The following is a 25,100-nucleotide window of genomic DNA, read 5'->3' as shown; positions in this document are numbered from 1 at the left end:
GCTTCGATTGGACATTTTTACAAAGTTCAACATTAGTTCTTCGATTGAACTTTTGTGCTAAAAATCCCCGCCTTCGGCAATACCCAAACCGTTATGCCTCATGCTAAAAAACCGACAGATGAGCGAAAGAAAAAATCGTAAATTAAACAAAGAAATAAAAGTTGAAGACGTTGAATTTGATAGCGATGAAAATTTTGCTTTTATTATTGGATACACTTCTGGTGGCGCACCCTATGGAGTGACACACGAAGAAATGAATGAAATTGAAAATGAAAAACACGAAACTGACGATACAATATAAAAGTAAAGCAAATGTCATCTGGAGAAGCACATACAATTTGGTTTCCTGAATTAAAGCAACTTTTGAAAGAGAATTGGAAGACTAATTTGACAATTCCAAAACATTTTAAACTTGTGGCCGATTTAGATAATAAACTCAACCAAATTAGAGCTGAAAGAAAAATTCACCCCCCAATGATGTGGTGTCCGAATTGCAAAAAAAGACATCGCTCAAAAGTTAGGTCTATTTCAATAACTGCAATGTATTTTGCCTTAAAAAAGTTTGATAATTGTACCGAAATTGAATTTAAGGAATTAATAAAGAATTGGAAAATATATTCCAAAGAGAAAAACCTTGACATTTACGGAAAAGAAGTGGATAAAACAAATAAAGAACAAAGCACGAAGGCATAACAGCAGTTACACAATACACAAGGCTTTAGTGGAATTATCGATTCGCATCATATTTTCGTTAAGCCGAAAATACTCTGGTTCCGAATCCTTGTGCATCGTGTAGCTGCGAAACGTTGGCAGTAAGTTTAACGCGACATCGAAGAAAACAACTTTTATTTTCGCGACATTTATCCAAAAAAAAACAGAAAAAAAATGACAGATTTACAAAGATTAGAACAAACAATCCTCGATTTAATGACAATAATTGAAAGTCTGCAAACTGATATTAAAGAACTAAAAAAGTCTAATGCTGAATTAAGTGGAAAGCTTTATTTAATAAACGATAAGTTAGACAGTCTATAATTTTATTTTCTAATCAACTGTTAAATATACAATAGCAATTATTATATGAAAATATTTCAAAAAATATTCGGAAAGAAAAAAAATACGGTTGAAAATAAAAACACATCTGTGGAAGCATTAAAATTAGTAAAAGTTGCAAATACATTAGCAGTTTCTTTTTATATGCCACTAGTTAATGAATATCCAAAACTAACATTAATAAATGACTCTGGATTACTTGAAGAATTTGATACTCTTGTAACAATTGCGTCAATTGGATTTGTAATGACACAAATTGGATATTCTTATAATATTAAAGAAACACAAGAATATATCTCTTCAATTAATAAAGAAGCTATTAGTTGGAATTCCGAGAGTTCAAAATTAATCATCGAATTCGGTAGATATATAAATGACCTAACATCAAAAAATAAAATCAAAGATTTAGATGAATTATCAGAAGCAATCGGTGCTTGGGTTTTTATTGATTTATACAGTAAAAACCCACATAACATTGAAATAAAGGAGTTTGCAAATTCAAGACACTTATTTTTTGTTTTAGGAACTATGATAACAAAAAGTTTATCGAATTATTGGATTAAATAAAAACCATCGAACTACAGCATAACAAAGTACAGAAAGGTCATAATTGAAACCAACCTTTATTAAAAAAGACGAAATAAAAAATATGAATAAATCATTTGAATTAATAAATTTAGCTACAAAAGTACATATTGGATTAACTAATTATATAAATGTGCATAATCTAATTTTCAAAGAGTCAGCAACATTTAAAAGTTTGATTAAAAACATATTTGGAAAAGGAATCAGTGGAGAAGAACTTTTAAACTATTCTGAAAATCTTCTGCCAGAATGGAATGAAATATTTGAAGAATTGGAAAAATACAAAAGAGAAGAATATTTAAACTTAAATGAAAGTGAAAAAAAATATTTCAATACATTGTTTTCTTATTCAAAATCATTAAAAGAAACCATAAATCTCCTCATAAAAAGACAAATATTTTTATATCAAAAAAGTATAAATAATTATAAAGCTATAACTTCTTATGGAAACTACGATGAACTGCATAAAGAATATGAATTGTCAATATCAAAATATAGAACAATAGGCGAAAAGTTGAATTCTGATTATCGAAATTTATTATAAATAAAAAACCTACTGCCAACCGCCATTTTGAGCTAGCTGGAATTTAGTGGAATTATCGTTCCGCATCAAGTTTTCGTTTAGCCGAAAATTGAGCGGTTACGAACTTCCAGCCATCTCAAAGTGGCATAACGTTGTGCGTCAGTTTGTTGGAACGTACAAAACCGAAAGAAAAATGAAAATAAAATTTAATCCAATAATTGTTAAACTGAAAAACGCAAAAGAAGTAAAAATTAGAAGTGCTGAAATTTCTGATGCTGAAAATCTATTGAAAACTATTAAAAAATATATAGTTGATAGTGAATTTATTCCAAAACTTTTTGATGAAATTAAACTTACAATTCAACAAGAAGAAGACTGGATAAATTCATTTATTCAAAAAGAAAATTCATTGTTATTAATTGCCGAATATGAAAGTGAAATTATCGGAAATATTGATATTACAGGAAGTTCTAGAGTAATTATGCAACATACTGGAGTTATAGGAATGGGAATGTTAACAGAATGGAGAAATTCTGGTTTAGGAACTCAACTAATGAAACATTCTATCAATTGGGCAAAAGAAAATCCAATATTAGAACTTTTATGGCTTCAAGTTTATTGCGAAAATGAATTAGGTGTAAGTTTATATAGAAAAATGAACTTTAAAGAAAATGGAATTATAAAAAATTACTTTAAACTAAATGGAAAATACTATGATAATTTAACAATGAGTTTATCATTAAAATAAAAAAACCGAACGCACAACAGCAGTTACAAGAAATGGCAAATTATGCGGTAAATTCACGTTTACGTTTCGCAAGAAATTTAGTAGTAGCCGAAAAGTCTCGGTTACGAAGTTTGCCACTCCTTGTAGCTGCGGGACGTTAGCGGTCAGCTAAAAAAAATGACCTGACGAATTCAAATTGACACGATATGACAGACAATAAACGAACACTTGAAGAACAAAAAGAAGAATTTAAACGAAAGAAACTTTTAGCATCTCCGATTGCTGGATTAATTGCGTGGTTAATTGTTGCTATTTCAGGATTTTTTTTTCCTGACAATATTACTGTTTGGGTTTTGTTTATAGCAACAGGCTCGATTGTCTACTTAGCTATGGGAATTTCAAAGTTGACTGGTGAAGACTATCTTGACAAAAGCAAGCCTAAAAATACTTTTGACACTCTTTTTTTTCTTACAGTTGCCCAAGCGATTTTAGTGTATTCAATCGCAATACCATTTTTTATTGAAGACTATACATCTCTTCCATTAACGGTTGGAATTTTGACAGGGCTAATGTGGGTTCCATTGACTTGGATTATTGACCATTGGGTTGGACTATTTCATTCAATTTTGAGGACAATTTTAATTTTAGTTCTTTGGTATTTATTTCCTTCTGACAGATTTATAACAATTCCAATAGCTATTGTTATAGTATATATCCTATCAATTATAATTTTGAAAAACAGAAAATTTAAACTATAAAATAAAAGCCGAACCGCTAACAGCAGTTTGGCAAAATGGCGGGTTCAGTGCTAAATTGAACATTCGGATTTCTAATAAACATTAGTGCTAAATTGAAAGTAAGTGCTGTAAAATCCGCCACTTCGCCAAGCTGCGAAACGTTGGCGGTCAGTTTAGCCGAAAATGACGTCTTCACATAATCTGAAAAGAATTTTGTAGTTTCATTTTAAACGCTAAATAATTACTAGAATAAAAAATAAATCATATTAATTTAAACAGAAAATTAAAAATATGTCTGAAAATATTGGAAAAATAATCGAAGATGCAATTAAGAAAGCAATGAAAGATAGAGGCGAAGTAAATGTACTAATTGCAGGTAAAACTGGCGTTGGAAAATCAACTCTAATTAATGCTGTTTTTCAAGGGAATTTTGCAACAACTGGGCAAGGTAAACCAGTGACTCAAGAGACCAGAGAAATAAAAAAAGATGGAATACCTTTAACTTTATACGATACTAGAGGTTTAGAACTTCAAAAATTTGATGAAACATTTAAAGAGCTTGAAAGTTTTGTAACTCAAAAAAACAATGATTCTGACCCAATGAAACATATACATATGGCTTGGATATGTATTGATGAAAGCTCTAGAAGAGTTGAGGATGCAGAAATTGAACTTTGTAAAATTCTTTCAAAACATATGCCTGTTATTGTAATTATAACAAAAGCATCTGCTGATAAAGGTTTTAGATTGGAAGTCCAAAATCTTTTGAAGTCTGCCAAAAATGTTATTCGTGTCAATTCTTTAGCCCAAACTTTAGATGATGGTCATATTATTAAACCTACGGGTTTAAATGAACTTGTGGAATTAGCAATGGAAATAGTTCCCGAAGGACAAAAAAATGCTTTTGTAGCTGCGCAAAGAGTAAGTATAACTCAGAAAAAAAACAAATCTCACGCTATTGTCGTTGCGGCGGCTTCTGCTGCTGCTGGCGCAGGAGCAGTTCCAATACCATTTTCAGACGCTGCACTTTTAGTTCCAATTCAAGTCGGAATGTTAGCAGGAATAACTGCTGTTTTTGGTTTTGATTTAAACAAATCCTTTTTATCCACATTAGTTTCTTCCACAATTACGGGAGCAGGTGCAACTTTAATTGGAAAAACAATAGTTTCAAATTTATTGAAAATGTTTCCTGGAGCAGGCAGCATTGCGGGTGGCGCTATTGCCGCTGCAACAGCTTCAGCACTTACTGTGGCTTTTGGAGAAGCATATATTTCAACCTTATCTTACTTACTAAAGGATAAAGACATAACTGAAATTAGTCAAGATGATATTTTAGCAGAGTTAAAAAAAAGATATGAAAAATAAAAGTATATCAAAAGTGCGTTTATTAAATAAATTATAAATCACAAAAAACCGAACCGCCAACAGCAGTTTGGCAATATGGCGGGTTTTGGGCTTAATTTAAAGTTGGTTTTGTACTTGCAAAGTCCGTGTTTAACCGAAACTTTAGGCTTCCTTAATCCGCCACATCGCCAAGCTGCGGGACGTTATAGCCAATGGTAAAGAAGACCGAATTGCAACACAAAAACTAACAAGTAATGACATTAAAAGAAGCCGTATTAAAAAGTTTAGAAGATATTAACGACATAACCAATTATTTAGCGGTTCTAAATCATATTGTTGACAAAAACTATTATGACTTTGGTGTTGCAAAAACACCAGGCTCAACAATTTCAGCAATTCTTGGAGATTTCATACGCAATGGCGACACTAGAGTAAAACGGATTAAACAAGATGGCGGAACATATTCCTACTACTTGACAAAAAACGAACAAAATATTGGTATTGAAATTTTGAGTGGAGACATCGAAACTCAAATATTAAAACCTACCAAAATAAACAAGTCAAAGACCTATGACGAAAGAGACTTACACAAACTTTTAAGTAGTTATTTAAAGAATACAGATACTTACTCAAAAACTATTTTTCACGAACAATCAAACGGAAAAGATAATAATCAAATTTGGACACATCCCGATATGGTTGGAATTAAGTTCTTGAATTTGCAGACAAAAGTCAGTCAAAATTTTTTAAAGTCGATAAATCGTGTTGATACTTTTAAAATAAGCTCATACGAGTTAAAAAGAGAAATAAACAGTGACAGCGAACTTAAAAAAGCATTTTTCCAAGCAGTTTCAAATTCAAGTTGGGCGAATTATGGTTATTTAGTAGCATTTGAATTTAGTGATAGTTTAAACGAAGAAATGGCTAGACTTAGTCAATCGTTTGGAATTGGGATCATTGAACTTAACGCAAATCCGTATCAAAGTAAAGTCCTTTATCCTTCAGTATTTCGTGATTTAGATTTTAAAACTATTGACAAACTTTGCAAAATGAATAAAGAGTTTGAAAAGTTTATTGAACAGACAGAGAAATTAATGACAGCCAGTGAAAAATATATTTCAGGTGCAGAAAAAGAACTTAACGAGTTTTGCGACGGTTACTTTGCTAACGACACCGAAGTAGAAACTTATTGTAAAGAAAAGCACATACCGACAAACGAAGAGTAACAAGAACCACTGGCTATAACAGCTAGTAAGCAATAGTCGGGAATTAGGCTTAATGGGAAAATGGTTTTGTATTTGGGAAATTAGTGATAATCCGAAAATAATAGCTTTATTTAGCCCGACCATCGCCTACTAGCGGGACGTTGGCAGACAGCTGTGCGCAGACGAAAAAAGTGAAGATCGTTTAAACAAATAAAATATTTAAAAGATGATTAACGAAAATGAAATTTACCAAATAAACAAAGTTACACCTAAACTCGCTAAATGGTTTAGGAATGAAAATATGATTTGCTCTCAGATTTTAATAAACTATCTGAGTTTAGCAGAAAATAATAATTCTGTGGAATACGATATACTTGCAGAAAAATGTAAAAATATAAGAACTTTTAAATCAAACTTTGAACAAATGAAAAATTTTGGAGAAAAGAATCACGGAAAAGTATTTGATATTTTGGGCTCAGTAATAAAATTATGGAAACCAGTAGAAAATGATATTTATCGTGAATATGAAAAATTCAAAAAATATAAATCACGCGATTAACAAAAAGAATAAAATATTTGGCTTTTCTCAGACGAAAAACCAAATATAAAAAGAAACTTATAAGAGGAATTTTCTTTTTTTTTTATTTTTAAATTTAAAAAGTTGTTTAATAAAATAAACAGCAAAAATGAATTGCCAATTCGAAAAGATAATTGAAATAAAGTGGAATGCACAAACGAAATAAATAAACAGCCGATCTGCCAACAGCCACTACAACGGATTTGGGCATAAGGATTAATGGAAAGATGGTTTTGTATTTGGGATGATTTGGCAAATCCGAAAATAGAGCTTAATTTAGTCCCAAACCCGCTGTAGTGCCAGAACGTTATGCCTCATGCTAAAAAACCGACAGATGAGCGAAAGAAAAAATCGTAAATTAAACAAAGAAATAAAAGTTGAAGACGTTGAATTTGATAGCGATGAAAATTTTGCTTTTATTATTGGATACACTTCTGGTGGCGCACCCTATGGAGTGACACACGAAGAAATGAATGAAATTGAAAATGAAAAACACGAAACTGACGATACAATATAAAAGTAAAGCAAATGTCATCTGGAGAAGCACATACAATTTGGTTTCCTGAATTAAAGCAACTTTTGAAAGAGAATTGGAAGACTAATTTGACAATTCCAAAACATTTTAAACTTGTGGCCGATTTAGATAATAAACTCAACCAAATTAGAGCTGAAAGAAAAATTCACCCCCCAATGATGTGGTGTCCGAATTGCAAAAAAAGACATCGCTCAAAAGTTAGGTCTATTTCAATAACTGCAATGTATTTTGCCTTAAAAAAGTTTGATAATTGTACCGAAATTGAATTTAAGGAATTAATAAAGAATTGGAAAATATATTCCAAAGAGAAAAACCTTGACATTTACGGAAAAGAAGTGGATAAAACAAATAAAGAACAAAGCACGAAGGCATAACAGCAGTTACACAATACACAAGGCTTTAGTGGAATTATCGATTCGCATCATATTTTCGTTAAGCCGAAAATACTCTGGTTCCGAATCCTTGTGCATCGTGTAGCTGCGAAACGTTACCTGCAATCTCACCAAAATAGCGTTTATGAAAGAAGTTTTTAGAATACTTATAATTTTTTCTTTCCTTATTTCCTGCTTTTCAAGTTCCAAAATTGAGAATGGAAATCATACCGAAATAGTTGACAACTTAAATATCAATTTTACCGTAAAGGGAAAAGGACCAATTATGCTTATCGGACACCCAAGTTCGGGAAAAATTGGCTACGAAATGACTTTAAAACCACTTGAGGAAAAATTTACAATGGTTTATTACGATTCTCGTGGAACAGGAAAATCTGAGGTACCAAAAAAACTTGAAGATTATACCGCTGAAAATTCCGTAAAAGAAATTGAGTTATTGAGGAAAAAACTTGGCGCAAAAAAAATTTGGCTTTTTGGACATTCAGACCAAAGTGCAATTGCTTTGCAATACGCTGTTGAATTTCCAAAAAATGTTTCAGGAATAATTTTATCGGGAACAAGTTATGTTGGAAGCCAAAATGAATCAATTGAAAGACGGAAACTTTCTGAAAACAAAAGAATCAAAGAATCCAAATGGTTTGCAAAAGTTATTGACGATTGGGATTATATGGTTGCAAACAATACAACTTTTGACAAAAATGGAAATGATATTTCTACTGCAAGAACAAAATGGTGGACTTACAATGAAGAAACTGCTCAAAAAGTTATCGCAATTGTTAAAGAAGTTACAAAGGCGGGAAGAAGAAAACCGATAGCAGACAATTATTATCAGGAAACGCCCGAAGAACGCCACAAATATTTACAAATTCAAAAGAAATTTAAAGATTTAAAAACAAAAATTTTAATTATTAACGGGAAATATGACACAAATAACTTGCCTGAATTTGCAACAGAATTGCATCTTCGTTTACCAAATTCTAAATTGGTAATTGTTGATAAAGCAGGACATTTTCCTTGGATTGAACAAAGAGAACAAACTTTTAACGAACTAAATAAATGGCTTCGGGAATAAAGAGACAGCAGGTAACATTGTATTTGCAAAAGGCGGGGTTGAATATATAAAATCACCGCTGGTTTTCTTTAGCCGCAGCTGCTTTTCATATTGTTTTTTTCTTAATTTTAACAATCTGAAAAAGCATCTGCTCCGGTTGGTCGAAATTGAACTTTCAGTTAAATTTAGCCCGCCCTTCGCAAATACTTTTTCCGTTAGTAGCCAGTTACTTCCAAAAATACGCGAAAAGAAAGAAATAATTAGAAATTGACAGTTAATAATTGATATTAAAAAGCTGAAAAAAGTTTAAATTACAAATTAAAAATATAACATTAACGCAAAAAAATAGAGCCGAAAGTGGAAAACACAATAACAAATACTCAAATGGATAACAAAACAAAATTTGCTATCCTTCCAATCATCATTTGTTCGTTTCTGACAATATCAGCATTGGGATTATTATATTTAACTATAAATTCGTCTAAAGCAGGAATTGTTATTCCTATACTTTATTTGATATTCGTAATTTATTTTTGGTTAACTGAATTCAGAACTAGAGCTCATAACATAGAAATCCAAAATGAAAAGATTATAGTAAGGGAATATTTTGGACTTGGAAAAAATAAAGTTTTTAAGTTAAAGGATTTAGAAGGGTTTAATGTCTCAATTCAACCAAGTAAATCTGGTACTTATGAATATATTTTTATACTTAGTAAAGGCAAAAGAATTGCTTCAATTTCAGAATTTTACCATAGAAATTATACGACTATGAAATCTGAAATTGAGAAAAAAATTAAATATTTGGGACAAACCGAATACAAATTCAAATACGAATACAAAGAGATGTTTAAATAAAAACAACTACTACCAACAGCTAGGGATTCGTTGGGTGCGAAGCACCAACAATGAAGCACGTGTTGAACGGAACCGGTCACTGGCAGGAACTATGGAATTATCGCAAAATTAATTGAGGAATATTTAGAGGATTTAGTATCCTCTTTTTTTTTGGAGTATTTTTTCAGTTGGTTTTAATCTGTTTTACGTCACAATAGAACATAAGTTCCCTTACCCATAAAATTAACTTTCACAGGAAGTAGCACTTTGGCTACCGCCAAGATACCAAGCAGGCGGACCACGCTGGTCAAAAACCGCTATTCGGTGTAAATTCCCAGTTTTACAACACGGACATTTGGGTAAAAAGGGCTTTTTTTCTACTTTTTCCAATGTTTTAACCTTGAGTTTCTCCTGCAAAAGTTTCAACTTTTGGCGCTTCCAGCTGCTACTCAAAAAGCCATAATGACGGATTTTTACAAAACGTTTGGGCAAAACATGCAATGAAAACCGCCTGATAAATTCCCCGTGAGTGAGCGTCATTTGCTTCTTTGCTCCCGCTACCCGATAATCCTTGTAATCAAAAGTGACGTTTTGATTGTCAATATTTTTTATTCGATGGTTGCTAATGGCGATTTTATGGGTGTATCTTCCTAAATATTCTACCACAGTCTTTGGACTTCCAAAAGGCTTCTTTGCAAAAACTACCCAAGGTTTTCTCCATAATTCTTGACGTATTTGTTCGTATTTAATCGGCTCTTTTGCTTTGAGTTTTTCGCAATATTTCGCCTTAAAAACTTTTGATAAAGCTTTTACTGGAAACAAGAATTTACCATCCATTCTGCTATTTTGCCATTTCCCTTCTTTATTCACTCCTCCACCAGGAACAATACAATGCAAGTGCGGATGCAAACTCAATTGCTGTCCCCAAGTGTGCAAAACGGCTATCATTCCAGTCTGTATATCCTTGGTTTTACCAAATTGTCCTAGCGTTTCCCAAGTCGCTTCAAACAAAATGTCATAAACCATTTTGGGCTGATGAATTGCTAAAGAATTAATACTATCTGGCAAGGTAAAAACCACATGAAAATAAGGTACTGGCAAAAGCTCAGTGGCTCTTGCCTGAATCCAATCTTCTCGCTTGTTACCCTGACACTTTGGGCAATGCCGATTGCGGCAACTGTTGTAACTGATCCTGATTTTTCCGCAACCATCACAGGCATCAATATGGCCACCTAGTTCTGATGTTCTACAGCGTTTTAGGGCAGATAAAGTTCGGAGTTGCCAAGTGTTTAATCCTAAAGTTTCAATTCTTGTTCCAAGCTTTCTCAGCACATCGGCTACTTCAAACCTGGGCTGCATTGAGCAAAAAGAGTATCAAGCGGACTAAATTTTTGTTGGCTCTCTAATTGAGCAATCTGCAAATATTCTATGGTTGTTTCTATATTTTGATGTCCCAAAAGATCTTTGAGCGTCATAATATCCATACCGTCTTCAAGCAAATGTGTGGCGTAGGAATGGCGTAGTGTGTGTACATGAACTTCTTTGATAATCCCAACGGCTTTGGCGACTTGTTTTACCGCCCATTGTACGCCGCGCTGGCTGTATCGATTGTCAAAATCGCCTCCAGATCGTTCTATCGGCTGACCATTAAAAAGATACTCTTTGGGTTTTTCGGCTTCAATATATTTCTTCAATCCTCGTATCAAATGAACCGAAAGGGGTACATAACGGTCTTTCTTTCCCTTACCTTGTACTACTTTGAGTTGTTTTCTATCAAAATCTAAATCTTGCAATCGTACACTACGAGCCTCCATACAGCGAAGTCCACAGCCATAAAGCAAACCAATCAGGATTTTATGTTTCAGTAGTTTGGCCCCTTGAAGCATCGCCCAAACTTCAGCTTTACTGAGTACTACAGGAAGTTTTTTCTCGTGTTTTATAGAAGGTAAACGTAAGTATTCATAAGCTAACCCCTCCGATTTTAGCAAAAATCGAAGACCGTAAACAGTGTGTTTAAAATAGGTTTGTGAAGGGGTTTTCGACTTTTTTTGTAGATAAAAAAGGTAGTCATGTATTTGCTCAGGGTCCAATTCGGTGGGAATCTTCCCAAAATACAAAGCAAGAGAAGCTACATGGAGCGAATAATTTCTAAAAGTACTTGGGCTTCGTCCTAAAACCGAAATGGTGCGCTCAAATCGATCTATTAGTTCCGCAAAACCTGGAACTTCTCGTTTGGCTTGGTTGAGAATATTGTTTTCTCTTAAGGCATCAGGATGCTTTTTTTTGTAGTCATAATAATAGATTTTAGTTATCTTTGAAAAGTACTACTTTTTCGGTTTCGCGCTACCGAAGGTTTAGTTCAACAAGGGTTTTGCAAAATGGCGGGGTAACGGCTAAGTTGAAAGTTTGTGCTTCGTAATCCGCAAAAGCCAATTTTATTGGCTTTTTTTCATAATTTAGCAAATAGAAATTGGCTTTTGCTATGTATCGTCTAAATCGAAACTTTCCGCTTCGATTTCCCGCCACTTCGCAAAGCCCCGAAACGTTAGTAGCTATTTAACCCGAAAACATGAGAAAAATAATAACTTTAATAGTAATTTTATTTTGGGTTAATTCTAACTCACAAACAAACTATAATCCAATTTCTATCTCAAAAACATTCTCAGAAAATGGAAAATATTATATTGAATCAACTCCATTTGATGATTTTTATCCAAGTTTAAGAGGTAAATCTTTAATATTCAAAAATAATAAATTAAAATATAAAATTGAAAGACCATTCGTAATGCTTGGTAGTTCAAGTTATTTAGCAATAAGTAATGATGGTAAATATGTTATTTATATTATGTCGGAAAATTCAAATTCAAAAGAAGTTGAATTGAGAAATGTTACTATTTATAAAAAAGGAAAGTTAATAAAAACTTTTACAATTGAAGAATTTAGCAATTGCAATCCTGAAAATGAAACTTGTAACCTTATCTATGATAATTTTGACAATATAATTGATTATAATAAAAGTAAATTTAATGACACAAAAAATACAATCATATATAAAGATGATATAACTCAGGAAGAATTATTCTTGTCCAAGAATCCAGTTTTCATATTAAATGACACCATTTACTCAACAAACTCAAATAGAATTACAACAATTTTCGATTTAGTTCATCAAAAAATTATTAAAAAAATTGAATTCAGTAAAGTTTATCCAAAACTTAATTTGAGCAACTATAAAATAAAATTTGAACAAAAACAATTTCCTACTCCTCAAAATAATGATACCTATTTTCCAAATTTGAAGAATGGTAAAAAAACAGCAATTGCATTAGCTGAAATGCTTGGAATGAAAGCATTGTATGTAAACGATAGTGACGATGGAAAATATCATTATTTTACAATTGACATAAATGGTTTTGTTGACCAAAACGGAAAATTAGAAATACTAAATTTAAAAGTAGACAAAAAACTTCCATATGATAAAGTTAAAAGTTTCTTTGAAGAACAAACTTACGATGTAAGCTTTTTACCGAAGGAATTTGATAAATTCTTTTATCATTATTTCTTTTGGAGATTCAGAAATGCTGATAATCAAATTGCAATACTAGACACCAAAGAGTATGAATTAGAACAATTAAAAGTAGAAGAAAATAGAAAATATGCTGATACTATAGATAATTTTTACATTCCAAAAAACTTAAAAGAATGTTTTATTCAGTTAGATAAAACATTGAACAATAAAAGTAAAAAACAGCTTAAAGAATCAACAGACTTATTTATGTTCAATTCTCACGGTGGTGGTTTAGGAATGTGGATTAGAAATAATTGGGGAATAAATGGTGGTTCAAGATTATTAATTTATTTCAATGAAAGAGGAATAACTGACAGAGATTATATTTCAGGAATAATAATTTATGAATATGTGAAATGGCTGAAAGAAGAAATTAATGCAGCAGAAAATTGGGAAAATGATAATCCAATAAAAAAATAAACAGCCACTAACAGCTAGGGATTCGTTGGGTGCGAAGCACCAACAATGAAGCACGTGTTGAACGGAACCGGTCACTGGCAGGAACTATGGAATTATCGCAAAATTAATTGAGGAATATTTAGAGGATTTAGTATCCTCTTTTTTTTTGGAGTATTTTTTCAGTTGGTTTTAATCTGTTTTACGTCACAATAGAACATAAGTTCCCTTACCCATAAAATTAACTTTCACAGGAAGTAGCACTTTGGCTACCGCCAAGATACCAAGCAGGCGGACCACGCTGGTCAAAAACCGCTATTCGGTGTAAATTCCCAGTTTTACAACACGGACATTTGGGTAAAAAGGGCTTTTTTTCTACTTTTTCCAATGTTTTAACCTTGAGTTTCTCCTGCAAAAGTTTCAACTTTTGGCGCTTCCAGCTGCTACTCAAAAAGCCATAATGACGGATTTTTACAAAACGTTTGGGCAAAACATGCAATGAAAACCGCCTGATAAATTCCCCGTGAGTGAGCGTCATTTGCTTCTTTGCTCCCGCTACCCGATAATCCTTGTAATCAAAAGTGACGTTTTGATTGTCGATATTTTTTATTCGATGGTTGCTAATGGCGATTTTATGGGTGTATCTTCCTAAATATTCTACCACAGTCTTTGGACTTCCAAAAGGCTTCTTTGCAAAAACTACCCAAGGTTTTCTCCATAATTCTTGACGTATTTGTTCGTATTTAATCGGCTCTTTTGCTTTGAGTTTTTCGCAATATTTCGCCTTAAAAACTTTTGATAAAGCTTTTACTGGAAACAAGAATTTACCATCCATTCTGCTATTTTGCCATTTCCCTTCTTTATTCACTCCTCCACCAGGAACAATACAATGCAAGTGCGGATGCAAACTCAATTGCTGTCCCCAAGTGTGCAAAACGGCTATCATTCCAGTCTGTATATCCTTGGTTTTACCAAATTGTCCTAGCGTTTCCCAAGTCGCTTCAAACAAAATGTCATAAACCATTTTGGGCTGATGAATTGCTAAAGAATTAATACTATCTGGCAAGGTAAAAACCACATGAAAATAAGGTACTGGCAAAAGCTCAGTGGCTCTTGCCTGAATCCAATCTTCTCGCTTGTTACCCTGACACTTTGGGCAATGCCGATTGCGGCAACTGTTGTAACTGATCCTGATTTTTCCGCAACCATCACAGGCATCAATATGGCCACCTAGTTCTGATGTTCTACAGCGTTTTAGGGCAGATAAAGTTCGGAGTTGCCAAGTGTTTAATCCTAAAGTTTCAATTCTTGTTCCAAGCTTTCTCAGCACATCGGCTACTTCAAACCTGGGCTGCATTGAGCAAAAAGAGTATCAAGCGGACTAAATTTTTGTTGGCTCTCTAATTGAGCAATCTGCAAATATTCTATGGTTGTTTCTATATTTTGATGTCCCAAAAGATCTTTGAGCGTTATGATATCCATACCGTCTTCAAGCAAATGTGTGGCGTAGGAATGGCGTAGTGTGTGTACATGAACTTCTTTGATAATCCCAACGGCTTTGGCGACTTGTTTTACCGCCCATTGTACGCCGCGCTGGCTGTATCGATTGTCAAAATCGCCTCCAGATCGTTCTATCGGCTGACCATTAAAAAGATACTCTTTGGGTTTTTCGGCTTCAATATATTTCTTCAATCCTCGGATTAAATGAACCGAAAGGGGTACATAACGGTCTTTCTTTCCCTTACCTTGTACTACTTTGAGTTGTTTTCTATCAAAATCTAAATCTTGTAAACGCACCGAACGTGCTTCCATACAACGAAGTCCACAGCCGTAAAGCAAACCGATAAGGATTTTGTGCTTGAGCAATTTAGCCCCTTGAAGCATCGCCCAAACTTCAGCTTTACTGAGTACTACAGGAAGTTTTTTCTCGTGTTTTATAGAAGGTAAACGTAAGTATTCATAAGCTAACCCCTCCGATTTTAGCAAAAATCGAAGACCGTAAACAGTGTGTTTAAAATAGGTTTGTGAAGGGGTTTTCGACTTTTTTTGTAGATAAAAAAGGTAGTCATGTATTTGCTCAGGGTCCAATTCGGTGGGAATCTTCCCAAAATACAAAGCAAGAGAAGCTACATGGAGCGAATAATTTCTAAAAGTACTTGGGCTTCGTCCTAAAACCGAAATGGTGCGCTCAAATCGATCTATTAGTTCCTCAAAACCCGGAACTTCTCGCCTGGCTTGGTTGAGAATATTGTTTTCTCTTAAGGCATCAGGATGCTTTTTTTTGTAGTCATAAGAATAGATTTTAGTTATCTTTGAAAAGTACTACTTTTTCGGTTTCGCGCTACCGAAGGTTTAGTTCAACACACGCTACAACGGATTTGGGCAATAGGCTTAATTTAAAAATGGTCTTGTATTTGGGAATATTTGGCAAATCCGAAGATAAGGCTTAATTTAGTCCCAAACCCGCTGTAGCACCAGAATGTTAGTGGCAACCTTCAAAGAACCTAACAGAAAATGACAAATATCCAAATCCAGAAAATAAGCTTGACAGAAATTGTCCAACTACAGAAAATTAGCAGACAGACTTTTAAAGAAACATTCTCAGAATCTAATTCCGAAGAAAACATGAAAAGCTATTTGGAAGAAGGTTTTTCAAAAGAAAAATTGACTGCAGAACTGAGCGATAAAAACTCAGAGTTTTACTTTGCAACGCTGGAAAAAGAAGTAATTGGATATTTAAAAGTTAATTGTGAAGAATCACAAACCGAACTGAAAGACAGTAAAGCTCTTGAAATCGAGAGAATTTACGTGTCAAAAGAGTTTCACGGCAAAAGCGTTGGACAATTATTGTATGATAAAGCAATCGAAATTGCAAAACAGAAAGGTTCGGAATATGTCTGGTTAGGCGTTTGGGAAGAAAATCCGAGAGCCATAAGTTTTTACAAGAAAAATGGTTTTGTAGAGTTTGACAAGCATATTTTCAAACTTGGAGAAGATGAACAAACGGATATTATGATGAAACTAAAACTAACAAACTGAAACGAAAACAAAAAGGCAGCCGTTAACAGATAAGGGTTGGGCTTGAAAAGCCAACAATGAACCCGCGGTTGAGAATCGAACCGATTACATGCCCTCAAGCACTATGGCGTTCTCGTAAAATTATTGCAGATGTTACAAGAGACAAAAATGCCTCTTTTTTTTGCAATAAAATAAAGGATGTTTTTTCTAGTGTTTTCCTTGACCTGAAGCTTCGGGATTGGGTACAATTTCCCTTACCCATAAAATTAACTTTTACAGGAATTCGTGTACTGGCTAACGCCAAGATACCAAACAGGCGGGCCTCGCTATCAGGAACGTAAGAAGGAGGAGTAATTAATCAATTATTAGCAAATTTATTTCTTAACGTTGAGTTTGACAAATGGATGGAAAAGCAACATCCCCTGATTACTTAAATGGATAATATGTGAAATAGATTTGTATAAAAAGGTATTTGTTCGATACTTAAAAACAAAGTGTAATGAAAAACCTGCATTATTTATACATTGGTTGTTGGTATATCCGTAGATTGAATTAAATTTAGTGTGATTTATTAACATGAACAGTCGTATGAAGGGACACTTTCACGTACGATGACGTGAGAACGTAGGGGTGAAATTCCCTTGCGTGACAGGATTGTGCGTAAATGTACAAGACATTCGTCGTCAATTAATTATATATTTATAGACAAAACATTTTGCAGCTTGAGTTATTATAGATTACTTTGTATTACAAAGTACTTTTAAAATTAAAAAAGTAAAATATATAGATGATTTAAAGCAGATAAAAGAAATTATGTCTCGAACTACTCAGTTCATTTCCTTAAGCTGACTTTCAGGTGTTTTGACAGGTATCATTGCTTTGACGGGAATATGGTTAGCCTTCATAACTGTTTTCAAAGACCAAGACTATTCGGTTTATAATGCAGTAACACTCCACAATGACACAGAAATCTATTTGTTGGTTATAACTACAGGTACAATCATACTTTCAGTTGGTAGTGCAATCTTTTTTATGAGGAGGAAGTCGAAAATTCAAAAGCAAATAATTTAGAATGGTCTGTCGAAACGACTTCTATTAAATTTGTTAATTCCGTTGATAACAGGTGGGGTTTTCTGCCTAATGGTATTAAATAAAGGTTTTATAGGTATTCTACCTTCACTGACTTTAACTTTCTATGGACTTTCTCTTATCAATGGGAGTAAATATACTTTCCCCGAATTAAGGTACTTAGGAATAACACACATTTTTAAAAGCACTTCCACTAATTAATATAATTAAAAGATGAAAACAATTCAAACTTTAGAAAAAAAATCCAATAAAAGGCTATTGAGTTTATTATCTGGTATAGGTATTATTTTACTAATATTTGCTGCATTACAACTAACTATAGGTACAGGTATTGATGGACAAGGGTTTAATTGGAAATTAAACGACTTTGTAATTATTGGGTTTCTTTTATTCGGCACAGCAATATTATGCGAGTTTGTGCTCCGAAAAGTTAAAACACAGAAATTAAGACTTTTAATTTGTTTATTCATTTTATTGACGTTTGTTTTAATTTGGATAGACCTAGCGGTTGGAATTTTTAATATTTCAGGTTTCTCAGGAAGTTAAATTACAAATCAAATAACTACGCACAAAAGCTAAGCTTTCTTTGTACACACAACACGAACACCCTAGCTTAGCGAACGGACGAAGTAATCAAAGCTCCTGTCCCGATTTTTAGCGGGAGAACCGGTCACTGGCAGGAACTATGGAATTATCGCAAAATTAATTGAGGAATATTTAGAGGATTTAGTATCCTCTTTTTTTTTGGAGTAGTTTTTCAGTTGGTTTTAATGTGTTTTTCCTTCACTTAAGGCCATAAGTTTCCGCTTAACCCCGCCCTTATATTTTTATCCAAGAAAATCCGGGCAAGGATTTAAGCGTTGGCCGGCGGGAGTGACCCCCGAGTTGAGTGTGCAACACGAGCGGCTGGGGTCGCGATAGGGAAACCGAAACGCAGTGAGGTTCATCGAACACCCATTACAATAAGGCATTAGTGAGATAAATGCTCCCGAAGATTTTCAGGATGCAACTATTCAGGCTTGAAATCGAAGATTATTTCATCTGTTCGCCTTTCAGGCTCGGGTCACGAAATCAAAAATTTAAATATTAACCTGAGTATTTTTTGTTTCTTTTGCATCAAGATAAAAGAAAAAATAGTTTTCTTTTATTAATAAATTCAGTAGAGTAGGAGTTGGTCTATTTTCTATACTCTCACATCTCACATCTCACATCTCACAATAAAATACATCCTGCACCATTAATAAATTCAAATTAAATTAATGAGACCTTTTGTTCAAATAGGCTGGCGGTGCCGGTGTTTGTTAGTTAGATGTTATCGGTTTTCAGTTATCCGTTATCCGTTGTCGGTTGTCGGTTCTCAGTTCTCAGTTGATTTCCGTCACTTCGAGTGATTTTATAAAATAGCGATAGCCTTTTTATAAAATTGTATCGAGAAGGCGGTTATCATTACCAATTTTACTCCCGCCCTTAAATTAAAAGTGTATAAAAACAACATTTGAAATTAAAGGGAGGACTGCCAGTGGCAGTAAGGTATCAGCGCTCCGCGAGTTGAGCCTTTTGGCGAACGGCTCGGGGCGCGGAACGGTGTTTTGAGGTAGTTTTTAAGTTTTTAATTTTCAGGCAGTTAAATCGAAGATTATTTCATCCGTTCGCCTTTCAGGCTCGGGTCATGAATACAAAAAAACAATAATAACGCATGAATATTTTTTTGTTTCCGTCACCCTGAGCGAAGTCGAAGGGTTGATCAAGGAAAAAAGAAAAAACATGATTTAACACTGAAATAATCATATTATTAACTTGTTTTTAAAAATAAACAGAGAATTTTATCATTACCAATCTTACCCCCGCCCTTAAATTAAAAACGTAAAAAAAACAACGAGAAAACGGAGTGGCAGCGCTCCGCGAGTTGAGCCTTTTGGCGAACGGCTCGGGGCGGGAACGGTGTTTTAAGGTAGTTTTTAAGTTTTTAATTTTCAGGCAGTGAAATCGAAGATTATTTCATCTGTTCGCCTTTCAGGCTCGGGTCATGAATACAAAAAAACAATAATAACGCATGAATATTTTTTTGTTTCCGTCACCCTGAGCGAAGTCGAAGGGTTCATCAAGACAAATCGAAGATTCTTCGAAGACCCCTTAAAATAAAAGCTACCTGAGATAAAAAAGAAAAAACATGATTTAACACTGAAATAATCATATTATTAACTTGTTTTTAAAAATAAACAGAGAATTTTATCATTACCAATTTTACCCCCGCCCTTAAATTAAAAACGTAAAAAAACAACGAGAAAACGGAGTGGCAGCGCTCCGCGAGTTGAGCCTTTTGGCGAACGGCTCGGGGCGCAGAACGGTGTTTTGAGGTAGTTTTTAAGTTTTTAATTTTCAGGCAGTGATTTTTTTGTTTCCGTCACCCTGAGCGAAGTCGAAGGGTTGATCAAGCAAAAAAGTAAAAACACGTTAAAAAACGATATTGTGGAAATGCGGCTTTTTATGTTAGTTTTTAAGTTTTTAATTTTCAGGTAGTGATTTTTTTGTTACTGTCACCCTGAGCAGAGACGAAGGGCTCATCAAACGAAATCGAGAACCAAAATCATGCGCACCAGCAAGATACCCTCACTCTCCATAGCAAGACCGAAAACCTTAACAGACAATACCTATTAAAATATTCATAGTAACACCACATATAAAATAAGTATTTACTTATTAAATAAATAATATTCCATAACTTTGAAAAGCACATTCTGTCTTTCGCAAATTAAAGTAGAGATACTACCACGCAAAAGCATGGATAAAGCATAGATAAAGCATGAAAACAGAACTGAAAAGAGTATGTATTTACCCAAAAGACGTTCAGAGGATCACAGGTAAAAGTTATCGATATGCACGATTACTTTTAATTACTATTAAAAAGCAGTTAAATAAACAAGAACATCAATTCGTAAGCATTGAAGAATTTTGTTTATATACAGACTTAAAATTAGAACTGGTACAGCCGCTGATTGTGGGTTAAGCATTTGAGTTAAATTACTCATAGACCTTTTCATACAATCGTACAACCAGTTCAACAACTAGTTTAGGCAACCTATTTAAATAGGCGGTTGATACGGCATCGTATACAAGGTAAGCTGTTTAGAGCTGATGCGGATATAGTCTATAGTTTATTAATACTGCACGATTTTCAGTTCACATTATTTATATTTGATTAATTCACTATTTTTGCAGGAGTTAGGAAAAGCGCTAAATTATCATATGCAATGCGCAACTGCTTATTATTGATTTTTGCTGTTGCTATTGTCATTGCTATTAATTTTAGAAAAAAAAACATAAGAGTAACATGAAAAAAAGAATACTTGTAACAGGAGCCAATGGCCAATTAGGTTCTGAACTTAGACAAATAGCTGTAATTAAAACACAATACGAATGGATTTTTACTGATTATAAGGAATTAGATTTATGTGATTTAACTCATTTAGAAGAAAAAGTAACAGAAATTAATCCTCAAATAATCATTAATTGTGCCGCACATACTGCGGTGGACAAAGCAGAAACAGAGGTAGAATTATCGGATGTGTTGAACCATCAGTCGGTAGCGATTTTAGCAAAATGGAGTCAGGCCAATAATTGTAAATTGATACATGTATCAACGGATTATGTTTTTGATGGAAATTCAGCGGTGGCTTTGACTGAAACAGCACCAACCAATCCTATAAATGTGTATGGGGTGACTAAGTTAGCTGGCGAAAAAGCGTGTGTAGAGCAAAATCCTAATGCCATTATTATCCGCACCTCATGGGTCTATTCTAGTTTTGGAAATAACTTTGTAAAAACGATGTCTCGACTAATGCAGGAAAGAGACAATCTGAATGTAGTCAGTGACCAGATTGGTAGTCCAACGTATGCAGCCGATTTAGCACAAGCCATCATGACGATCATAGAACATAAAAATTGGCAACCAGGAATATATAATTTTTCTAACGAAGGAGAAATTAGCTGGTACGAATTTGCTTTGGCAATTCAAGAAATAGGTGGTTTTGAGTGTGAAGTCGGTGGAATTCCAGCTTCTAATTATCCTACACCTGCTAAAAGACCTGCCTATTCTTTATTGGATAAAAGTAAAATAAAAGCTACTTTTGGCGTGGTTGTTCCGGAATATAAAGTGAGTTTGAGAAAGATGATGGAGTTATAGTGTTTTCGAACGATTGTAGTAGTAGACATGTTCGTCAATTTAATCAGTTCGCCGTCACTTGGAGTGTCTTTGGCTAGTAAGGATTAGAATAAAAACGGTTATCAGTAGCCAAAAATGTATCGAGAAGTTTTGCTTTCATGCCCTTCACTTCGAGTGTTTTTGGCTAGTAAGAATTTGAATGTAAACGGTTACAAGTAGCCAAAAATGTATCGAGAAGTTTTGTTTTGATACCCGTCACTTCGAGTGTTTTTGGCCAGCAGGGATTAGAATAAAAACGGTTATCAGTAGCCAAAAATGTATCGAGAAGTTTTGTTTTCATACCCGTCACTTCGAGTGTTTTTGGCCAGCAGGGATTAGAATAAAAACGGTTACAAGTAGCCAAAAATGTATCGAGAAGTAGTTCTCATTAAATAATAAAAATGAAGCAATCTTATGTTTATATATTAAAATGTTCGGACGATAGTTATTATACGGGTGTTACTAGTAATCTGTCGGCGAGGATCTTTAGGCATAATTCTGGATTTTATCCTGATTGTTATACGACCAACAAACGACCTTTAGAACTAGTTTTTTATTGTGAGTTTACAGACATTAATCTTGCAATTGCAAAGGAAAAACAGATAAAAAAATGGTCCAGAGCTAAAAAAGAAGCCTTGATTAATGAAAATTATGCGACCTTAGCTACTGTAGCTAAAAAGGAATTAGGCAAGTAAAACAAACACTATATAGGTAATAGTGTGTTAGGGTGGTATGAGTAAGAGTTTGTTTTTTTTAAAATAAAATTTATATTATCATTATCACTTTGGCTTTAGAGCCGATTGATATAATTAAAAAAAGAAATAAAAATGAAAAAAATACTAATAACAGGTGGAGCTGGTTTTATTGGTTCCCATGTCGTAAGGCGTTTTGTAAACAACTATCCACAGTATCAAATATTCAATTTGGATGCCTTAACCTATGCAGGTAACTTAGAGAATATTACTGATATTGAGGCTGCTCCAAATTATACTTTTGTAAAAGGAGATATAGTTGATGCGGCTTTTATAGAGGCACTTTTTATAGAGCATCAATTTGATGGGGTATTACATCTTGCTGCAGAGTCACACGTAGATCGCTCTATTACGGATCCATTATCATTTGTAAAGACAAATGTAATTGGTACAGTAAATTTGTTGAACGCCGCCAAAATGATTTGGAAAGATAATTCAGAAGGAAAACGTTTCTATCATATTAGCACCGATGAGGTGTATGGAAGTTTAGGTGCCGAAGGACTGTTTACAGAAACTACGGCTTACGATCCAAACTCTCCTTATTCAGCATCTAAAGCAAGTTCAGATCATTTTGTGAGAGCCTATGGTGAAACCTATGATTTCCCTTATGTGTTGACAAATTGCTCTAATAATTATGGACCATTTCACTTTCCTGAAAAATTAATTCCATTATTCATTAATAATATTATTCATAACAAACCCTTGCCAGTATATGGTGATGGAAAATATACTCGTGATTGGCTTTTTGTAGAAGATCATGCAGTCGCTATCGATTTGGTGTTCCACGAAGGAAAAAATCACGATACGTATAATATTGGTGGTTTTAACGAGTGGCAAAACATTGATTTGGTCAAATTATTGTGCAAAATCATGGATGGCAAATTAGGAAGAGCAGCAGGGACTTCAGAAAAACTGATTGCTTATGTAAAAGACCGTCCTGGGCATGATTTGCGTTATGCTATTGATGCCAGTAAGATTAATAAAGAATTGGGTTGGAAACCATCAGTTACATTCGAACAAGGTTTGGAAAGAACTGTAAACTGGTATTTGGAAAACCAGACGTGGTTGAATAATATTACTTCGGGAGCTTATGCTTCTTATTATGAAAAACAGTATTCAAATTAAAACGAATCAAAACGAATTTCACTAATGGATGTAGCCAAAAAAGCACTTTAGAAAGAAGTAAGTGGTGCTATTATTGGTGCTTGTATGAAAGTGAATCGCTCATTAGGAGCAGGATTCTTGAAGGCGGTTTATGAAGAAGCATTTCAATGAGAATTTCTCCTTCAGAAAATTCCCTTTAAGAGGCAACTAAAGTTGTCATTGTATTACTATAAGCAGCTGTTGAACAAACAATATCGGGCAGATTTTATTTGTTATGATGAAATTATAGTAGAAATAAAAGCAGTGACACAAATACCTACTGCGTTTTAGGTATAATTACAAAATTATTTAAAATGCACAAATATAGAGTTGGGAATGTTGATTAATTTTGGAACTTCTTCCTTAACTTAATAAAAGAATCATTAATTTGAAATAATTCGTAAAATTCGGATTAATTCGTAAAAATTCGTAAAAAGATGAAAGGAATTATACTAGCCGGAGGTTCCGGAACGCGCTTGCATCCATTAACGCTAGCAATGAGCAAGCAAATGATGCCGGTTTACGACAAACCCATGATTTATTATCCGTTGTCAACTTTGATGATAGCAGGAATCAACGAGATATTAATTATCTCCACTCCACATGATTTGCCTAATTTCAAAAAATTATTGGGTGATGGTTCTGCTATTGGTTGTAAATTTTCTTACGCAGAACAAGCAATTCCTAATGGATTGGCGCAAGCATTCGTTATAGGAGAAGAATTTATAGGGGATGACAGCGTCGCATTGGTTTTAGGAGATAATATTTTCTTCGGAGCAAATATGGATGAATTGTTAAAGTCTAACACACAGCCAGAAGGTGGAGTTGTTTTTGCGTACCACGTTTCAGATCCGGAACGCTATGGTGTGGTGGAGTTTGATAAAAACCTTAAAGCGCTTTCCATCGAAGAAAAGCCAGTAGAACCGAAATCTAATTATGCCGTACCTGGTTTGTATTTTTATGATAATTCAGTAGTAGAAATCGCCAAGAATATCAAACCAAGTGCTCGTGGTGAATATGAAATCACTGATGTGAATAAAGTCTATTTAGAGAAAGGAGCATTGAAAGTTGGTATTCTAAGTAGAGGGACTGCTTGGTTAGATACAGGAACTTTTAATAGTTTGATGCAAGCGGGACAGTTTGTTCAGGTAATTGAAGAACGACAAGGGTTAAAAGTAGGTTGTATTGAAGAAATTGCCTGGAGGCAAGGATTTATTACAGAAGAGCAACTCAAAACACTAGCCGAGCCTTTAAAAAAATCGGGCTATGGTGAATATCTAATGGGATTACTAAAGCATAAATTATAATAGTAAAAAAGAGTACATTCTGCTTATTTTTTGCGAGATAATGCCTATTGAGTTTTTGGTATT

At 33.8% G+C, this 25,100-nt stretch carries 25 protein-coding genes and 3 pseudogenes; 22 read left to right on the top strand and 6 right to left on the bottom strand.

Annotation, left to right across the window (positions count from 1 at the left end; all coding sequences use genetic code 11):
- The first annotated feature begins 118 nt into the window (after nt 1–118).
- The 14 genes from LNP27_RS00870 (at nt 119) to LNP27_RS00805 (ending at nt 9,584) form a co-directional block, all read left to right on the top strand.
- Entirely contained in the window at nt 119–301 is a 183-nt protein-coding gene (locus LNP27_RS00870) for a hypothetical protein (RefSeq protein WP_229942655.1), read from the top strand.
- A gap of 11 nt (nt 302–312) precedes the next feature.
- Nucleotides 313–693: a hypothetical protein gene (locus tag LNP27_RS00865; protein ID WP_229942654.1), complete on the top strand. Its 381-nt coding sequence runs from the start codon at nt 313–315 to the stop codon at nt 691–693.
- Between the two features lie 192 nt (nt 694–885).
- Nucleotides 886–1,035 (top strand): hypothetical protein, encoded by a 150-nt coding sequence (locus LNP27_RS00860; RefSeq protein WP_229942662.1) that lies wholly within the window; start codon nt 886–888, stop codon nt 1,033–1,035.
- Nucleotides 1,036–1,080: 45 nt separating this feature from the next.
- Complete coding sequence (locus LNP27_RS00855; protein ID WP_229942661.1) at nt 1,081–1,620, top strand: hypothetical protein; 540 nt, start codon at nt 1,081–1,083, stop codon at nt 1,618–1,620.
- A 43-nt stretch (nt 1,621–1,663) separates the two neighbouring features.
- A complete protein-coding gene (locus LNP27_RS00850) occupies nt 1,664–2,182 on the top strand; it encodes a hypothetical protein (RefSeq protein ID WP_229942660.1) in 519 nt (172 codons plus the stop codon).
- A gap of 172 nt (nt 2,183–2,354) precedes the next feature.
- Complete coding sequence (locus tag LNP27_RS00845; protein WP_229942659.1) at nt 2,355–2,909, top strand: GNAT family N-acetyltransferase; 555 nt, start codon at nt 2,355–2,357, stop codon at nt 2,907–2,909.
- 185 nt (nt 2,910–3,094) lie between these two features.
- Nucleotides 3,095–3,646 (top strand): DUF7010 family protein, encoded by a 552-nt coding sequence (locus tag LNP27_RS00840; protein ID WP_076388682.1) that lies wholly within the window; start codon nt 3,095–3,097, stop codon nt 3,644–3,646.
- Nucleotides 3,647–3,916: 270 nt separating this feature from the next.
- Complete coding sequence (locus tag LNP27_RS00835) at nt 3,917–4,990, top strand: GTPase (RefSeq protein ID WP_229942658.1); 1,074 nt, start codon at nt 3,917–3,919, stop codon at nt 4,988–4,990.
- A 233-nt stretch (nt 4,991–5,223) separates the two neighbouring features.
- Nucleotides 5,224–6,195 (top strand): hypothetical protein, encoded by a 972-nt coding sequence (locus LNP27_RS00830; RefSeq protein WP_229942657.1) that lies wholly within the window; start codon nt 5,224–5,226, stop codon nt 6,193–6,195.
- Between the two features lie 205 nt (nt 6,196–6,400).
- The gene (locus LNP27_RS00825) at nt 6,401–6,733 is read left to right on the top strand and encodes a hypothetical protein (protein ID WP_229942656.1); all 333 of its coding nucleotides are present in this window, start codon (nt 6,401–6,403) and stop codon (nt 6,731–6,733) included.
- Between the two features lie 352 nt (nt 6,734–7,085).
- A complete protein-coding gene (locus LNP27_RS00820) occupies nt 7,086–7,268 on the top strand; it encodes a hypothetical protein (protein WP_229942655.1) in 183 nt (60 codons plus the stop codon).
- 11 nt (nt 7,269–7,279) lie between these two features.
- Nucleotides 7,280–7,660 carry a hypothetical protein gene (locus LNP27_RS00815; RefSeq protein ID WP_229942654.1) on the top strand — a complete coding sequence of 127 codons (381 nt, stop codon included), beginning with the start codon at nt 7,280–7,282 and terminating at the stop codon, nt 7,658–7,660.
- A gap of 142 nt (nt 7,661–7,802) precedes the next feature.
- A complete protein-coding gene (locus LNP27_RS00810) occupies nt 7,803–8,750 on the top strand; it encodes an alpha/beta fold hydrolase (protein WP_229942653.1) in 948 nt (315 codons plus the stop codon).
- A gap of 363 nt (nt 8,751–9,113) precedes the next feature.
- Nucleotides 9,114–9,584 carry a hypothetical protein gene (locus tag LNP27_RS00805; protein WP_229942652.1) on the top strand — a complete coding sequence of 157 codons (471 nt, stop codon included), beginning with the start codon at nt 9,114–9,116 and terminating at the stop codon, nt 9,582–9,584.
- Nucleotides 9,585–9,806: 222 nt separating this feature from the next.
- Here the strand turns inward: LNP27_RS00805 and LNP27_RS00800 are convergent, their stop codons facing one another.
- From LNP27_RS00800 to LNP27_RS15325, 3 genes and pseudogenes are all read right to left on the bottom strand, one after another.
- On the bottom strand, nt 9,807–10,922 hold the full coding sequence (locus tag LNP27_RS00800) for an IS91 family transposase (RefSeq protein WP_229941399.1): 1,116 nt from the start codon (nt 10,920–10,922) through the stop codon (nt 9,807–9,809).
- Nucleotides 10,901–11,551: a tyrosine-type recombinase/integrase gene (locus LNP27_RS00795; protein WP_229942651.1), complete on the bottom strand. Its 651-nt coding sequence runs from the start codon at nt 11,549–11,551 to the stop codon at nt 10,901–10,903. Before LNP27_RS00795 ends, LNP27_RS00800 begins: the two co-directional genes overlap by 22 nt.
- 57 nt (nt 11,552–11,608) lie before the next feature.
- Nucleotides 11,609–11,746, bottom strand: a pseudogene (locus LNP27_RS15325) (tyrosine-type recombinase/integrase); the annotation flags it as partial.
- Nucleotides 11,747–12,132: 386 nt separating this feature from the next.
- On the opposite strand from LNP27_RS15325, the gene LNP27_RS00785 reads away from it, so the two are divergent.
- The gene (locus LNP27_RS00785; RefSeq protein WP_229942650.1) at nt 12,133–13,551 is read left to right on the top strand and encodes a DUF6794 domain-containing protein; all 1,419 of its coding nucleotides are present in this window, start codon (nt 12,133–12,135) and stop codon (nt 13,549–13,551) included.
- 217 nt (nt 13,552–13,768) lie between these two features.
- On the opposite strand, the gene LNP27_RS00780 is transcribed toward LNP27_RS00785, so the two are convergent.
- From LNP27_RS00780 to LNP27_RS15320, 3 genes and pseudogenes are all read right to left on the bottom strand, one after another.
- Nucleotides 13,769–14,884 carry an IS91 family transposase gene (locus LNP27_RS00780; RefSeq protein WP_229941399.1) on the bottom strand — a complete coding sequence of 372 codons (1,116 nt, stop codon included), beginning with the start codon at nt 14,882–14,884 and terminating at the stop codon, nt 13,769–13,771.
- Nucleotides 14,863–15,513, bottom strand: a complete 651-nt coding sequence (locus LNP27_RS00775) for a tyrosine-type recombinase/integrase (protein ID WP_229942649.1) — start codon at nt 15,511–15,513, stop codon at nt 14,863–14,865. The genes LNP27_RS00780 and LNP27_RS00775 overlap by 22 nt, the downstream gene beginning before the upstream one ends.
- 57 nt (nt 15,514–15,570) lie before the next feature.
- Nucleotides 15,571–15,708: pseudogene (locus LNP27_RS15320) on the bottom strand (tyrosine-type recombinase/integrase); the annotation flags it as partial.
- 333 nt (nt 15,709–16,041) lie between these two features.
- Here LNP27_RS15320 and LNP27_RS00765 point away from each other — a divergent pair.
- The 7 genes and pseudogenes from LNP27_RS00765 to rfbA all read left to right on the top strand — a co-directional run bounded on the left by LNP27_RS00765 (nt 16,042) and on the right by rfbA (nt 25,037).
- Entirely contained in the window at nt 16,042–16,566 is a 525-nt protein-coding gene (locus LNP27_RS00765; protein WP_229942648.1) for a GNAT family N-acetyltransferase, read from the top strand.
- A gap of 1,281 nt (nt 16,567–17,847) precedes the next feature.
- Complete coding sequence (locus LNP27_RS00760; RefSeq protein ID WP_229942647.1) at nt 17,848–18,180, top strand: hypothetical protein; 333 nt, start codon at nt 17,848–17,850, stop codon at nt 18,178–18,180.
- Between the two features lie 2,785 nt (nt 18,181–20,965).
- On the top strand, nt 20,966–21,817 hold the full coding sequence (rfbD, locus tag LNP27_RS00750; RefSeq protein ID WP_229942645.1) for a dTDP-4-dehydrorhamnose reductase: 852 nt from the start codon (nt 20,966–20,968) through the stop codon (nt 21,815–21,817).
- Nucleotides 21,818–22,236: 419 nt separating this feature from the next.
- Complete coding sequence (locus LNP27_RS00745; RefSeq protein WP_229942644.1) at nt 22,237–22,530, top strand: GIY-YIG nuclease family protein; 294 nt, start codon at nt 22,237–22,239, stop codon at nt 22,528–22,530.
- Between the two features lie 132 nt (nt 22,531–22,662).
- Nucleotides 22,663–23,712, top strand: coding sequence for a dTDP-glucose 4,6-dehydratase (gene rfbB / locus LNP27_RS00740; protein WP_229942643.1), 1,050 nt, complete (start codon nt 22,663–22,665; stop codon nt 23,710–23,712).
- An 84-nt stretch (nt 23,713–23,796) separates the two neighbouring features.
- Nucleotides 23,797–24,021, top strand: a pseudogene (locus LNP27_RS15315) (GxxExxY protein).
- 146 nt (nt 24,022–24,167) lie between these two features.
- On the top strand, nt 24,168–25,037 hold the full coding sequence (gene rfbA, locus LNP27_RS00735; RefSeq protein ID WP_229942642.1) for a glucose-1-phosphate thymidylyltransferase RfbA: 870 nt from the start codon (nt 24,168–24,170) through the stop codon (nt 25,035–25,037).
- Nucleotides 25,038–25,100: the final 63 nt, after the last annotated feature.

Source organism: Flavobacterium galactosidilyticum (assembly GCF_020911945.1).
Classification (GTDB): Bacteria; Bacteroidota; Bacteroidia; order Flavobacteriales; family Flavobacteriaceae; genus Flavobacterium; species Flavobacterium galactosidilyticum.
Note: the sequence above shows the minus strand (reverse complement) of the source record. Positions and strands in the feature narration are given on the sequence as shown.

Coding starts and splice junctions, on each gene's coding strand:
- LNP27_RS00870 (WP_229942655.1), top strand. CDS start 119: ATGAGCGAAAGAAAAAATCGTAAATTAAACAAAGAAATAAAAGTTGAA.
- LNP27_RS00865 (WP_229942654.1), top strand. CDS start 313: ATGTCATCTGGAGAAGCACATACAATTTGGTTTCCTGAATTAAAGCAA.
- LNP27_RS00860 (WP_229942662.1), top strand. CDS start 886: ATGACAGATTTACAAAGATTAGAACAAACAATCCTCGATTTAATGACA.
- LNP27_RS00855 (WP_229942661.1), top strand. CDS start 1,081: ATGAAAATATTTCAAAAAATATTCGGAAAGAAAAAAAATACGGTTGAA.
- LNP27_RS00845 (WP_229942659.1), top strand. CDS start 2,355: ATGAAAATAAAATTTAATCCAATAATTGTTAAACTGAAAAACGCAAAA.
- LNP27_RS00840 (WP_076388682.1), top strand. CDS start 3,095: ATGACAGACAATAAACGAACACTTGAAGAACAAAAAGAAGAATTTAAA.
- LNP27_RS00835 (WP_229942658.1), top strand. CDS start 3,917: ATGTCTGAAAATATTGGAAAAATAATCGAAGATGCAATTAAGAAAGCA.
- LNP27_RS00830 (WP_229942657.1), top strand. CDS start 5,224: ATGACATTAAAAGAAGCCGTATTAAAAAGTTTAGAAGATATTAACGAC.
- LNP27_RS00825 (WP_229942656.1), top strand. CDS start 6,401: ATGATTAACGAAAATGAAATTTACCAAATAAACAAAGTTACACCTAAA.
- LNP27_RS00820 (WP_229942655.1), top strand. CDS start 7,086: ATGAGCGAAAGAAAAAATCGTAAATTAAACAAAGAAATAAAAGTTGAA.
- LNP27_RS00815 (WP_229942654.1), top strand. CDS start 7,280: ATGTCATCTGGAGAAGCACATACAATTTGGTTTCCTGAATTAAAGCAA.
- LNP27_RS00810 (WP_229942653.1), top strand. CDS start 7,803: ATGAAAGAAGTTTTTAGAATACTTATAATTTTTTCTTTCCTTATTTCC.
- LNP27_RS00805 (WP_229942652.1), top strand. CDS start 9,114: ATGGATAACAAAACAAAATTTGCTATCCTTCCAATCATCATTTGTTCG.
- LNP27_RS00800 (WP_229941399.1), bottom strand. CDS start 10,922: ATGCAGCCCAGGTTTGAAGTAGCCGATGTGCTGAGAAAGCTTGGAACA.
- LNP27_RS00785 (WP_229942650.1), top strand. CDS start 12,133: ATGAGAAAAATAATAACTTTAATAGTAATTTTATTTTGGGTTAATTCT.
- LNP27_RS00780 (WP_229941399.1), bottom strand. CDS start 14,884: ATGCAGCCCAGGTTTGAAGTAGCCGATGTGCTGAGAAAGCTTGGAACA.
- LNP27_RS00765 (WP_229942648.1), top strand. CDS start 16,042: ATGACAAATATCCAAATCCAGAAAATAAGCTTGACAGAAATTGTCCAA.
- LNP27_RS00760 (WP_229942647.1), top strand. CDS start 17,848: ATGAAAACAATTCAAACTTTAGAAAAAAAATCCAATAAAAGGCTATTG.
- rfbD (WP_229942645.1), top strand. CDS start 20,966: ATGAAAAAAAGAATACTTGTAACAGGAGCCAATGGCCAATTAGGTTCT.
- LNP27_RS00745 (WP_229942644.1), top strand. CDS start 22,237: ATGAAGCAATCTTATGTTTATATATTAAAATGTTCGGACGATAGTTAT.
- rfbB (WP_229942643.1), top strand. CDS start 22,663: ATGAAAAAAATACTAATAACAGGTGGAGCTGGTTTTATTGGTTCCCAT.
- rfbA (WP_229942642.1), top strand. CDS start 24,168: ATGAAAGGAATTATACTAGCCGGAGGTTCCGGAACGCGCTTGCATCCA.